The following is an 11657-nucleotide window of genomic DNA, read 5'->3' as shown; positions in this document are numbered from 1 at the left end:
TTTTTGCTCTTCACGATGCATTTGTTGTTCAATCGTCGCCGGGTCATAATCCAGCACAAAACTACACCGATGGCGCTGTGTTCAACTATCTAACGATTTTTATTGGCACTTGCTGCCATTTTTAAAATTATGCCAGTTGGGCATAAAAAAACCCTGCAGCGCAGGGTTTTTTTATTTCTACAAAACTCAAATCTGAATTACTTGATTTTGGTTTCTTTGTAGATGACGTGCTTACGTGCTTTAGGATCGAACTTCATGATCTCCATTTTTTCAGGCATAGTGCGCTTGTTTTTGGAGGTTGTGTAGAAGTGACCTGTACCAGCAGTCGATTCCAGCTTGATTTTGTCGCGACCAGATTTAGCCATGATATTTTCCTAACAATAGTTTAGCTTAAACTTTTTCGCCGCGAGCACGCATGTCAGTCAAAACGGCATCGATGCCGATTTTGTCAATGACGCGCAGACCAGCATTGGACAAACGCAGAGAAACCCAACGGTTTTCTGATTCTACGAAAAAGCGACGATTTTGCAGATTAGGCAAAAAGCGGCGTTTTGTTTTGTTGTTAGCGTGGGATACATTGTTGCCAACCATTGGCCCCTTCCCAGTCACTTGGCAGACACGTGCCATGTTTAACTCCTTAGACGATTCCGAAATTGGAAAAACGCAAGTATAAACAAAATCTCATGAAATATCAACGACTTGCGAAAAACAAGTGTGTCTTATTTAAAAAATAGATTTAACAATTGTATTTTCCTGGGTTTACAGCAGGTAAACACTGGCGTAAACGGCGGATGTAAACCAAGCCTTATCTGCAACACTGGCTGTTCAATGTTGCAAAATCTCTGGCCTGACAGACGTAATACTTAAATCAGGCCATGTTCTGCAAAAGAATACACATTCGGATTGGCGACGATGAAATGGTCCAGTACGCGCACATCTACCAGTGCCAATGCCTGCTTCAAGGTTTGCGTGAGGTTGATATCCGCCTGACTGGGCTCGCATGAGCCAGAAGGGTGGTTGTGGGCCAGTATAATGGCCGCAGCATTGTGTTGCAGGGCTGCCTTGACTACTTCGCGTGGATAAACGCTGGCGTGGCTCAACGTGCCGCGAAATAATTCTTCTGCCTTGATCAAGCGGTTTTTGATGTCCAGGAAAAGGATGGCAAAAGATTCATGTGGTTTATTTCCTATCATCAATTGCAGGTAATTTTTGACGGCATGGGGTGAGGAAAGGCTGGCGTTTTCTTGCAGTTCTTCAGAAATTGCCCTTTTGGCCAGTTCGAGAACGGCCTGCAACTGCGCATACTTCGCAGCACCCAGCCCATGTATGGACGAAAAATCTTTCATATTCGCTGCAAACAGCCCGGAAAGTGAGCCAAAGTGCTTGATCATATCGCGGCCCAGATCGACTGCACTTTTACCCTTCACACCAACCCGCAGAAAAACAGCCAGTAATTCGGCGTCTGATAAAGCACTTGCTCCATGCTTGATCAGGCGCTCACGCGGGCGCTGGTCTTCTGGCCATTCATTGATCGCCATCTAGCTTTTCTCCATAGAATTTGGTCCTTGTCTGTTCATAAGGTAAAGCTGGCTTACAATATCGGATTCTCAGCCTTATAAGCCCAGCTTCATATCATGTCTTCGAATGCAATCCCTACTGTGACACCCAACGCCTACCTGACCCTGCATTATCGCCTAGCGACGCTGGGTGGTGAAGATATACTCAGCACCTTTAAAGAGCGCCCAGCCACCTTGCAACTGGGCACAGGGCAACTGGCACCAGAACTGGAAGCATCTTTAATGGGCCTGGAAGAGGGTTCACATACCACCCAGGAGCTGGCACCGGAACAAGCCTTTGGGCCGCGCAACCCGGATTTGATACAAAGAGTGTCGCTGGCTACACTAAAAGAAAATTCTGCTTTTGGCGAGCAATATGTGATTGGCGATCTGGTTGAATTTGCCGCGCCTGCTGGCGGCAAGTTTGCCGGTATCTTGCGTGCAATCGACGACCAGGGTGCATTGTTCGACTTTAATCATCCTCTGGCCGGACAAACCGTGCTGTTTGAAACAAAAATTATCGGGATTCTTTAATCAAAACTTATGGACAAAGAAATCTTATTAGCCCAACCACGCGGATTTTGCGCTGGTGTTGATCGCGCCATCGAAATCGTCGAGCGCGCATTGCAACAATTCGGTGCGCCGATTTATGTCAGACATGAAATCGTGCATAACGCTTATGTCGTGAATGACTTGAAAACCAAAGGCGCGATTTTTATTGAGGAGCTCGAAGACGTGCCGCCGGGCAATACCTTGATATTCTCTGCGCATGGTGTTTCACAAAGCGTGCGCCAGGATGCTGAGGCCCGAGGTTTGACGATTTTTGATGCGACCTGTCCATTGGTGACCAAGGTACATATAGAAGTAGCCAAGATGCGCAAGGAAGGGCGCGAGATTATCATGATAGGCCACCATGGTCACCCTGAAGTTGAAGGAACCATGGGACAGTCTGAAACGGGTATGTATTTGGTTGAAACCGTCGCCGATGTCGCCAGCCTGCAAGTAAAAAATGCAGATATGCTGGCTTTTGTGTCACAAACCACATTGTCTGTTGACGACACGGCAGAAATTATAGATGCTCTGAAAAAGCGCTTTCCTTTGATCAGTGAACCAAAAAAGGGAGATATTTGCTATGCCACGACCAACCGCCAGGAAGCGGTGAAGTTCATGGCGCCGCAAGTCGATCTGGTATTGGTGGTTGGCAGCCCGAATAGTTCCAATTCCAACCGTCTGCGTGAGGTCGCCGAGAAGAAAGGTGTGACCGCCTATATGGTCGATAATGCCAGCCAGATCAAGCCTGAATGGTTGGAAAACAGTCTGCGCATAGGCGTGACAGCGGGTGCTTCTGCACCGGAAGTGCTGGTGCAAGAAGTGATTGCCAGTTTGCGCCAACTGGGCGCACGTAGTGTACGTGCGCTGGATGGCGTTGAAGAGGCAGTGACTTTCCCCATGCCTAAAGGCCTGGCTGCAGCAAAAGTTTGATGCTTGTAACTCTCTTAAGTAAGTGAATTTGATAAAAAATTTGTTTTGGCTGTTGTTTTCGATATTTTATTTTGCAAATACGTGTTTAAGATTGCGGCACAATCAAGTTCGGTATTTGCCGGACTTGGCAAAACGTGTATGCTGGTATTCGGCACTTGTGGAAAGTACGTAGCTTGCGGTGGTTTTTTTACCACTGGAAGAGCAAGCAAACTATGTATAATCCGGCCGACTTTACTGGGATAACCTTTAAGTCAAAATATATTACAAAAACTTTTACCAAAAGTTGCTGAGGAGAGTTCTACTATGTGCATCGATTACGCCATTATTGCTTCTACTTTGATGACGCGCCTGTTTGGCTAGCGCGCGTTCGAATTCCGGCGGCACCCAGTCTGGGTGCCGCTTTCCTTATCAGGAATGATTTTTGCTGAAACCTGCGTGTTGTGACCCGATTCTTTCGGGTGGCAAGATGGCAAGCAGTTCATCTCCTGGTTTTTTCAGAAATTCGTTTCGTTCTTAAAGTGAGAAGCAAAATATGGATACCTTTATCCAACAAATTATTAACGGTCTTGTGCTTGGCAGCATGTATGCCCTGGTCGCACTTGGTTACACCATGGTCTATGGTGTGCTCAATCTGATTAACTTCGCGCATGGCGACGTACTGATGGTCGGTGCGATGGCTGGTTTGAGTATCATCAAGTTTTTATCGGTAGTGGCTCCGGAACTGCCAGGCATAGTCAAGTTGATTATCGCCATTCTTGGCGCCATCCCTGTATGTATTGCTGTCAATGTCCTCATTGAACGTGTGGCTTACCGGCGCTTGCGTAATGCACCGCGATTGGCCCCGCTGATTACCGCGATTGGTGTCTCCATTCTGGTGCAGACTTTTGCGATGATGATCTGGGGCCGTAGTCCTATTCCTTTCCCTTCCGTGATGCCAGTAGAACCTGTGCAAATCGGTGGTGCGGTGATTTCGCAAACGCAGATACTGCTGCTGGTATTGGCCACCCTCTCCATGGTTGGTCTGGTTTTGCTGGTAGAAAAAACCAAGATGGGCAGGGCCATGCGTGCCACTGCTGAAAATCCACGCGTTGCCGGGCTGATGGGTGTCGATTCCAATAAAGTGATTGTCGCTACTTTTGCGATAGGCGCTGCACTGGCGGCTGTTGCTGGCGTGATGTGGGCGGCAAATTATTCATCTGCACAGTTTGCCATGGGTTTTGTGCCAGGTCTGAAAGCGTTCTCCGCAGCGGTGCTGGGTGGTATCGGTAATATCTACGGTGCGATGGTAGGCGGTATCGTACTGGGCCTGATTGAAAGCCTGGGTGCCGGTTATATCGGTGACCTGACTGGCGGTATTCTGGGAAGTCACTATCAGGACATCTTTGCCTTCGTGGTATTGATCATCGTATTGACCTTGCGTCCATCCGGCATCATGGGTGAACGTGTTGCTGATCGTGCGTAAGGAGAAAATCTATGTCTACATTATTTGATGTAAAAGCGAACCCGCAAAAGGCCTATACCAGTTTCGCCGTACTGGCGGTTATCCTGGTGGCATTTCCTTTTGTTGCTTCCAATTTTGGTAATTCCTGGGTCAGGATTGTTGATCTGGTGCTCTTGTATATCATGCTGGCCCTGGGTCTCAACATCGTGGTTGGTTTTGCCGGTTTGCTTGACCTGGGTTATATCGCGTTTTATGCGGTAGGTGCCTATCTGGCAGGTATATTTGCTTCTCCACAATTTGCCATTGCGCTGGAATCCATCGTCGATAGCTATCCTGGTTTCGGTGCTTTCCTGATCAATGTGCTGGGGCAGGAAATCACTCAAAACGGTATTCATCTGTCAGTCTGGCTTATTGTGCCATTGGCGGCAGCGGTAGCAGGTCTGTTTGGTGCAATATTGGGTGCGCCTACCCTGAAGTTGCGTGGCGATTACCTGGCGATCGTGACTCTGGGCTTTGGTGAAATCATTCGTATTTTCATGAACAACATGAATGCGCCGATTAATTTTACTAACGGACCCAAGGGCATTAACAAGATAGACCCCGTCAGTGTGTTTGGTGTGTCACTGGCTGGTGAACCAGGCAGCAATGCGACGGTACATTTCCTGGGCATGAGCATGCCTTCGGTGAATGCCTATTATTTCCTGTTCCTGTTCTTGTGCATTTGTATCGTCCTGGTTTCTTTCCGTTTGCAAGATTCCCGTCTTGGCCGCTCCTGGGTAGCCATCCGCGAAGATGAGATTGCTGCCAAGGCCATGGGCATCAATACCCGTAATATCAAGTTGCTGGCTTTTTCCATGGGTGCTTCCTTTGGTGGCGTCTCTGGTGCGATGTTTGCTAGCTTCCAGGGCTTCGTCTCTCCAGAATCCTTCTCGTTGATGGAATCCATCATTGTTCTGGCGGCAGTCGTGGTCGGTGGTATCGGACATATCCCTGGCGTGATCATGGGGGCTGTGGCACTGATCTCCTTGCCTGAGATATTGCGACATGTCGTCAAGCCTTTGCAAATGCAATTGTTTGGTGAAGTGTGGCTGGAAGATGAAGTTTTGCGTCAGTTGATCTACGGAGCGACACTGGTTGGTGTCATGCTTTATCGTCCTGCCGGTTTGTGGCCTGCGCCCAAGCACGAAGACCGTATGGCTAAGACTAACGAAGCGGCAGCATAAGGAAGATCGAGATGACTGAACAAACTATCTTAAAAATCGAAGGTGCGAATAAGCGTTTTGGCGGCTTGCAAGCGCTTTCAAATGTAGGTATCAATATCAAGCAAGGCCAGATTTATGGCCTGATCGGGCCTAACGGTGCAGGCAAGACCACTTTTTTTAATGTCATCACTGGCTTGTATCAACCTGATACCGGGACCTTTGAACTCGAAGGCAAGCCTTATTCGCCATCGGCACCGCACGAAGTGGCCAGGGCAGGCATCGCCAGGACTTTCCAGAATATCCGTCTGTTTGGTGAAATGACGGCACTGGAAAATGTCATGGTAGGCCGCCATATCCGTACCCACCAAGGTGTATTTGGTGCTGTGTTCAGGCATGGTGCAGCAAAAAAAGAAGAGGCTGAAATTCGCCAGCGTGCGCAGGAGTTGCTGGATTTTGTTGGCATAGGCCAGTTCGCCAGCCGCACATCCAAGTTCCTGTCGTATGGTGATCAACGCCGCCTGGAAATTGCCCGTGCATTGGCAACAGATCCAAAGCTGCTGGCACTTGATGAACCAGCAGCTGGTATGAATGCGACTGAAAAACTTGCCTTACGCGAGTTGCTGGTCAAGATCAAGGCAGAAGGCAAGACGATTTTGCTGATTGAGCATGACGTCAAATTAATGATGGGATTATGTGACAGGATGACTGTTCTGGATTACGGTAAGCCAATTGCAGAAGGTTTGCCAGCAGACATACAGAAAAATCCGGCAGTTATCGAAGCGTATTTGGGAGGTGGTCACTAATGGCTGAGAACGTATTAAAGATAAGCAATCTGAAAGTTGCTTACGGCGGCATCAAGGCCGTTAAAGGTATCGACCTGGAAGTCAACAAGGGTGAATTGATTACCTTGATCGGCGCCAATGGCGCAGGTAAAACTACGACCCTGAAAGCCATCACGGGTACCCTGCCTGCCTGTAAGGTTGAAGGCGAGATTGTGTACCTGGGTAATTCCATCCGTAACGTCAGTTCTTTCGAGATGGTGAAAAACCACTTGGCCATGGTGCCAGAAGGCCGTGGTGTTTTCACTCGCATGACGATTCTGGAAAACCTGATGATGGGTGCATTTATCCGCAATGATAAAGCGGGTATCAATGCCGACGTTGAAAAATGGTTTGCCGTCTTCCCTCGCCTCAAAGAGCGTGCTGCACAACTGGCTGGTACCTTGTCCGGTGGTGAGCAGCAAATGCTGGCGATGGCACGCGCCCTGATGAGCCACCCTAATCTGTTGCTGTTGGATGAGCCATCCATGGGGCTGTCACCGATCATGGTGGAAAAGATTTTTGAAGTAGTGCGCAATGTGTCTGCCCAGGGAATTACCATCCTGCTGGTAGAACAAAACGCCAAGCTTGCCTTGCAGGCAGCTCACCGTGGTTATGTGATGGATTCTGGCTCCATTACCATGAGTGGCAATGCCAAGGACATGCTGAATGATCCTAAAGTCCAGGCAGCCTATCTTGGTGAGTGACGATACGTTTTACGAAGTAAGGTAAGTCTCTTGCGCAGCAAATCTGCGCCGGAGCATTTCAACTACCTGCGAGTGATTGCAGGTATTTTTTTGCCTGTTTTTACCTCGTTTCATTTTTTAACCCGACCGTGTCAGGTCTTTCTACTCTCCGCTAAAAGCTGGTCAGCGGACAATGCAAAGTATCGCAAAGTCATCGGCAGATTTTTCTGCAAAAACATGTTTCCATAATTGATCTTGATATAAATGCTGGAATCAATGCGCAATTGGCAACCTGAAAGACTATCAGAACACATCAGATCAGGAGTAAATATGGAAGACATGAACGTGGAAGATATAAACGTGGAAGATATAAGCAAGCATATTGATCCCAGTATGACTGGAAAAGTAATTTTTTACTGAGTTTTGGCCTGCATTCCACTGGGATGGGGAGTGTGGCAGACGTCGATGAAAGTCATGGCAATGTTCGCGTAAGCTCAGTATGTGCGTGTAAGCAAAAGCCCCGGCATTGTCCGGGCTTTTACTTACTGCCTGCAGCAGCAGGAGGGGAGTCCTGCTGTGACAACTGCTGGCGCTTACTTCTTCGCCACCTTTGGTGCTGCGGTTTTTGTTGCAGTAGAAACTGCATTGTTCAGGTTGGCTTCCAGCGCTTCAACTGCTTGCTTGGTTGTTTTGCTGATGTGATCGTAGCTGGCGTTTGCATTGTCTATCGATGTCTTGAACAAGGACACAAATTGCTCTGAACCAGCCGGAGCATTTTTAGACACTTCGTCAATCAAGGACAAAACTTTGCGATTGGTCTCAGCGATCTGCGCTTCAGCAGCATGCGTGAATTCTGCCTGTGTGCTGGTGGCGATATTTGCCAGGTGGCGGCTATAAGCCAGCACTTTTTCAGCGGTAGGCTGGGCTTGGGCTGCGGACAGATTGAAAAATTCTTGTGGGTCTTTGGCAGCCAGCAATTGCTTGGTTGCAGCAGAGCTTTCTTCCAGAGAGGATTTGACAGCGTTCAAATTCAATTCGATGAATTTTTCAACGCCTTCAAATGCTTTGCTTGTCAATGTAGTGAACAGAGCAAGTTGTGCATCGAAATTGGCTTTAGTAGCTACAGAAATTTGTTCGGGTGCAGTAAACATGAACATCTCCTAAGTAGGAAAGTGGAATACAAGAAACCTGGCGATTGCTAAGTGGAATGTTGCAGCACTGGACTTAATTATTAAACCATGAAATTGTGCGATGCAATAATTCATATTTTATTGATTCGCGAAATGAAGTCAAGGTGAATTTGTGCGTCGCAATATGATAATTATGGATATTAAAGCATTTGATACAGATACCGAGTCAGTAAAATAGGAAACAAACATAAACACTTTTCCTTGGGGAATTATGTATGTCAATTATGACCAGAAAATGAAGTGGCATGCCTATGTTAGACTTTCACACGGAGATTTGCGTTCAGGCAATTCGTTTTGTGACAAGAATATAGCTGGGAGAGACAATGGCAATAAGTGCAAAAATAAGGAAAGACTTTAAGCATTTTCATGCAATCACCACACGTTGGATGGATAACGATGCTTATGGACATGTTAATAATGTCGTGTATTACAGCTGGTTTGACACGGTCGTCAACGAATTCCTGATACGCAATGCTGTGCTGGACATCGAGAACAGCCCTGTTATAGGGCTGGTGATAGAGACCCAGTGCAATTATCTGGCTTCGGTCGCTTTTCCTGATGTGATCGAAGCGGGGGTCAGCGTCAGCAAATTAGGCAATTCCAGCGTACGCTATGAAGTAGGCATTTTCAGGAACGGCGAAAGCCAGGCTGCCGCTCAGGGGCATTTCGTACATGTCTATGTGGATAGAGTGAGCCGCCGGCCTACAGCCATCCCTGACAACATGCGCCAGCTCTTGCAAACCATAGAGGTAACAGGCTCATGATTAAGTCAGCAAAGCAGCAAGTAGTTGATGAGGCCATCACGTCGCGCCGTTCCATACGCGCATTTCTGCCAACGGTCGTGGCGCGTGAGGATATACAGTCCATACTCGAGGTTGCTGCACGGGCGCCATCCGGCAGCAATACCCAGCCATGGAAAGTCTATGTGCTGACCGGTTCCCGCCTGCATGCTTTGTCGAATGCCATTCTGGCCGCCCACAATAGCGAGGGGCAGGGCGGACATGCGCAAGAATACAATTATTACCCGGTGAAATGGGTTGCACCTTATCTGGAGCGCCGCCGCAAGGTAGGCTGGGATTTATATGCCTTGCTGGGCCTGGGACGTGAAAACAAGATGGGCATGCATGCCCAACATGGCCGCAATTTTGCTTTTTTTGATGCGCCGGTTGGTCTGATATTCACGATAGACAGGGTCATGGAGCAGGGTTCGTGGCTGGACTATGGCATGTTCCTGCAAAATATCATGATTGCTGCGCGCGGCCGCAGTCTTGATACCTGCCCACAGGCAGCCTTCACTCAATATCACAAGGTCATTGCAGAGCAATTGCAATTGCCTGCAGATGAAATGCTGGTATGCGGTATGTCGCTGGGTTATGCCGATCACAGCAAAATTGAAAACGGTCTGGTGACCGAAAGAGCGAGCCTAGCTGATTTTGTCCAATTTATCGAATAAAGAAGACAATTAAATATTTCTGGAAATTGAATTGTGAAATTTGTTTAAAAGCCAGAATATTTTTGCAACTTAGTCTAAGGATGCGAATGAATAAGCGCAGCTAACTCCTTATTTTCCTTGCGGAATTTCCGAATTTTGCTACACTGCACTATCTTTTTGGCATATCTGATCTGGAGTCATTGATGGTGAAATTTGCCCGATGTGCAGTGGTTTTTTCATTAATCGCACTCTTGCCAGTGGCTAGTGCGCTGGCTGCCACAAACTCACACAAGAATTCGTCCAAGAGACATGCTGCTCATGGCAAGACGCATGTGGCTGCGCATAAGAAAATTATTATTCATACTGCGTCAGGCAAACTGGTCAAGCGTACTGTCATGGTGCATGGCAAACGAAAAGTCATTACAGAGCGCGTGGCCCTGGTACGTGAGGTACCGGACAGGCCAAGCATGGGTGACACTGCGGGCTTGAAAAATACCCAGGACCCTTTGGATTTGAAGTCGAATGTGGCCTATGTGGTTGACCAGGATAGCTCCAAGGTCTTGTTCGAGAAAAATTCTGAGGTGTCCCTGCCTATCGCCTCGATTACCAAACTCATGACCAGCCTGGTAGTGGTAGAAGCTCACCAAGACATGGATGAGCAGATAGAAGTGACGAATGACGATATCGACAAGGAAAAAAACACCAGCTCCCGTTTGAAGATCGGTGCCAGGTTGTCGCGTTCTGACATGTTGCATATTGCTTTGATGAGTTCAGAAAATCGTGCCGCGTCAGCATTGGGGCGCAATTATCCAGGTGGCTTGCCTGCATTTGTTACGGCGATGAATACCAAAGCCAAACAACTGGGCATGTCAGATACACATTATGTGGATTCCAGTGGACTCTCCAGCCAGAACCGCGCCAGCGCGCGTGATTTGGTCAAGCTGGTGAATGCGGCCTACCAGCATCCTGTCATCCGCCAGTATTCTACTGATTCAAAATATGTTGTCGCTCCTGGTGGGAAAAACCTGGAATACGGCACATCTAACAAATTGGTGATTAACCCTGCATGGGAAATCGGCCTGCAAAAAACCGGTTATATAGCGGAAGCTGGCCGTTGCCTGGTCATGCAAGCGATTATTGAAGGCCGCAATATCGTCATGGTGTTTCTCGATTCCAAGGGCAAATATTCACGCCTGGCAGACGCAGACCGCATGAAGAAGTGGCTGGAAACAATCAAGCCGCATGTATGAATTGATGCTCAGGAACAAGTAGAGCCAGGAATAAAACTGGCATTGTTATACGCAAAATTAAGATACCCGCCACTGGCGGGTATTTTTTTGTCTGTACTTTTCGTGATTGAAAAATCTGGCAAAGGGAGATGCGAACCTGGCGATTTTGCGAGGTCTCGCTGAGGAATGCAGCTTTCATTAAAGATGCCAACATTTTGATGTCATACATAAACAATGCACGTTTTAACCATATTTAACATTTTACATTTTGTAAAAGAATAAATATTTAATGCTTTCTCAGGTATTGTTTGGGCTTTTGTCTACTTTTTCACATAAGTTTCTTTTTATATTGATATAAATGCGCAGTGGTGTGAAGTAGATTGATCTCGTTTGAACAGCGCATTCAATTTAATTGCTATTCATAGTTTGCTCTGTTGATACAGGCTTTGTACAGGTTTGGCTTACCGCCTCAAATAATGACTACTCCGATCTACCATTTCATCTCTGGTCTGCCACGTTCCGGCTCTACCTTATTGGCTGCTTTGTTACTGCAAAATCCACGCTTTCATGCCGGGATGACCAGCCCTGTCGGCACTTTATATACCAGCTTGCTGCATCAGT

14 protein-coding genes and 1 pseudogene are annotated in these 11657 nt (G+C 47.5%); 11 read left to right on the top strand and 4 right to left on the bottom strand.

The genetic code is table 11. The features are described from left to right. Positions 1-197: 197 nt before the first annotated feature. The 3 genes from rpmG to radC form a co-directional block, all read right to left on the bottom strand. On the bottom strand, positions 198-365 hold the full coding sequence (gene rpmG / locus ACO0LG_RS27045; RefSeq protein WP_110257750.1) for a 50S ribosomal protein L33: 168 nt from the start codon (positions 363-365) through the stop codon (positions 198-200). Positions 366-390: 25 nt separating this feature from the next. Continuing rightward, positions 391-627, bottom strand: a complete 237-nt coding sequence (gene rpmB / locus ACO0LG_RS27040) for a 50S ribosomal protein L28 (protein ID WP_110257749.1) — start codon at positions 625-627, stop codon at positions 391-393. A 236-nt stretch (positions 628-863) separates the two neighbouring features. Continuing rightward, positions 864-1538, bottom strand: coding sequence for a RadC family protein (radC, locus tag ACO0LG_RS27035; protein WP_423031301.1), 675 nt, complete (start codon positions 1536-1538; stop codon positions 864-866). 96 nt (positions 1539-1634) lie between these two features. Here radC and ACO0LG_RS27030 point away from each other — a divergent pair, with 96 nt between their 5' ends. The 7 genes from ACO0LG_RS27030 to ACO0LG_RS27000 all read left to right on the top strand — a co-directional run bounded on the left by ACO0LG_RS27030 (position 1635) and on the right by ACO0LG_RS27000 (position 7677). Then, positions 1635-2090 (top strand): FKBP-type peptidyl-prolyl cis-trans isomerase, encoded by a 456-nt coding sequence (locus ACO0LG_RS27030; RefSeq protein ID WP_423031299.1) that lies wholly within the window; start codon positions 1635-1637, stop codon positions 2088-2090. A gap of 9 nt (positions 2091-2099) precedes the next feature. Continuing rightward, entirely contained in the window at positions 2100-3038 is a 939-nt protein-coding gene (ispH, locus tag ACO0LG_RS27025) for a 4-hydroxy-3-methylbut-2-enyl diphosphate reductase (RefSeq protein ID WP_423031297.1), read from the top strand. 532 nt (positions 3039-3570) lie between these two features. Beyond that, the gene (locus tag ACO0LG_RS27020) at positions 3571-4500 is read left to right on the top strand and encodes a branched-chain amino acid ABC transporter permease (RefSeq protein WP_423031295.1); all 930 of its coding nucleotides are present in this window, start codon (positions 3571-3573) and stop codon (positions 4498-4500) included. An 11-nt stretch (positions 4501-4511) separates the two neighbouring features. Next, positions 4512-5702, top strand: coding sequence for an ABC transporter permease subunit (locus tag ACO0LG_RS27015; RefSeq protein WP_423031293.1), 1191 nt, complete (start codon positions 4512-4514; stop codon positions 5700-5702). Positions 5703-5713: 11 nt separating this feature from the next. After that, complete coding sequence (locus ACO0LG_RS27010; RefSeq protein ID WP_423031291.1) at positions 5714-6484, top strand: ABC transporter ATP-binding protein; 771 nt, start codon at positions 5714-5716, stop codon at positions 6482-6484. Further along, complete coding sequence (locus ACO0LG_RS27005; protein ID WP_423031289.1) at positions 6484-7206, top strand: ABC transporter ATP-binding protein; 723 nt, start codon at positions 6484-6486, stop codon at positions 7204-7206. The genes ACO0LG_RS27010 and ACO0LG_RS27005 overlap by 1 nt, the downstream gene beginning before the upstream one ends. A gap of 402 nt (positions 7207-7608) precedes the next feature. Then, positions 7609-7677, top strand: coding sequence for an MFS transporter small subunit (locus ACO0LG_RS27000; protein WP_423031416.1), 69 nt, complete (start codon positions 7609-7611; stop codon positions 7675-7677). A gap of 101 nt (positions 7678-7778) precedes the next feature. Here ACO0LG_RS27000 and ACO0LG_RS26995 read toward each other — a convergent pair whose 3' ends face one another. After that, a complete protein-coding gene (locus ACO0LG_RS26995) occupies positions 7779-8336 on the bottom strand; it encodes a phasin family protein (protein ID WP_423031287.1) in 558 nt (185 codons plus the stop codon). A 362-nt stretch (positions 8337-8698) separates the two neighbouring features. Between ACO0LG_RS26995 and ACO0LG_RS26990 the strand changes: the two genes are divergently transcribed. The 4 genes and pseudogenes from ACO0LG_RS26990 to ACO0LG_RS26975 form a co-directional block, all read left to right on the top strand. Continuing rightward, positions 8699-9139, top strand: a complete 441-nt coding sequence (locus ACO0LG_RS26990; protein ID WP_423031285.1) for an acyl-CoA thioesterase — start codon at positions 8699-8701, stop codon at positions 9137-9139. After that, positions 9136-9828, top strand: coding sequence for a nitroreductase (locus ACO0LG_RS26985; RefSeq protein ID WP_423031283.1), 693 nt, complete (start codon positions 9136-9138; stop codon positions 9826-9828). The genes ACO0LG_RS26990 and ACO0LG_RS26985 overlap by 4 nt, the downstream gene beginning before the upstream one ends. A gap of 182 nt (positions 9829-10010) precedes the next feature. After that, the gene (gene pbpG / locus ACO0LG_RS26980) at positions 10011-11057 is read left to right on the top strand and encodes a D-alanyl-D-alanine endopeptidase (protein ID WP_423031281.1); all 1047 of its coding nucleotides are present in this window, start codon (positions 10011-10013) and stop codon (positions 11055-11057) included. Positions 11058-11512: 455 nt separating this feature from the next. Next, positions 11513-11657, top strand: a pseudogene (locus ACO0LG_RS26975) (sulfotransferase); the annotation flags it as partial.

The sequence above is a fragment of the Undibacterium sp. Ji42W genome (assembly GCF_049340405.1).
GTDB lineage: Bacteria > Pseudomonadota > Gammaproteobacteria > Burkholderiales > Burkholderiaceae_D > Undibacterium.
The sequence above is the reverse complement of the archived record's forward strand: the minus strand, read 5'-3'. Positions and strand labels throughout refer to the sequence as shown.

Excerpts from the sequence above, each read along its gene's own strand:
- rpmG (WP_110257750.1), bottom strand. The coding sequence starts at position 365 with ATGGCTAAATCTGGTCGCGACAAAATCAAGCTGGAATCGACTGCTGGT.
- rpmB (WP_110257749.1), bottom strand. The coding sequence starts at position 627 with ATGGCACGTGTCTGCCAAGTGACTGGGAAGGGGCCAATGGTTGGCAAC.
- radC (WP_423031301.1), bottom strand. The coding sequence starts at position 1,538 with ATGGCGATCAATGAATGGCCAGAAGACCAGCGCCCGCGTGAGCGCCTG.
- ACO0LG_RS27030 (WP_423031299.1), top strand. The coding sequence starts at position 1,635 with ATGTCTTCGAATGCAATCCCTACTGTGACACCCAACGCCTACCTGACC.
- ispH (WP_423031297.1), top strand. The coding sequence starts at position 2,100 with ATGGACAAAGAAATCTTATTAGCCCAACCACGCGGATTTTGCGCTGGT.
- ACO0LG_RS27020 (WP_423031295.1), top strand. The coding sequence starts at position 3,571 with ATGGATACCTTTATCCAACAAATTATTAACGGTCTTGTGCTTGGCAGC.
- ACO0LG_RS27015 (WP_423031293.1), top strand. The coding sequence starts at position 4,512 with ATGTCTACATTATTTGATGTAAAAGCGAACCCGCAAAAGGCCTATACC.
- ACO0LG_RS27010 (WP_423031291.1), top strand. The coding sequence starts at position 5,714 with ATGACTGAACAAACTATCTTAAAAATCGAAGGTGCGAATAAGCGTTTT.
- ACO0LG_RS27005 (WP_423031289.1), top strand. The coding sequence starts at position 6,484 with ATGGCTGAGAACGTATTAAAGATAAGCAATCTGAAAGTTGCTTACGGC.
- ACO0LG_RS26995 (WP_423031287.1), bottom strand. The coding sequence starts at position 8,336 with ATGTTTACTGCACCCGAACAAATTTCTGTAGCTACTAAAGCCAATTTC.
- ACO0LG_RS26990 (WP_423031285.1), top strand. The coding sequence starts at position 8,699 with ATGGCAATAAGTGCAAAAATAAGGAAAGACTTTAAGCATTTTCATGCA.
- ACO0LG_RS26985 (WP_423031283.1), top strand. The coding sequence starts at position 9,136 with ATGATTAAGTCAGCAAAGCAGCAAGTAGTTGATGAGGCCATCACGTCG.
- pbpG (WP_423031281.1), top strand. The coding sequence starts at position 10,011 with ATGGTGAAATTTGCCCGATGTGCAGTGGTTTTTTCATTAATCGCACTC.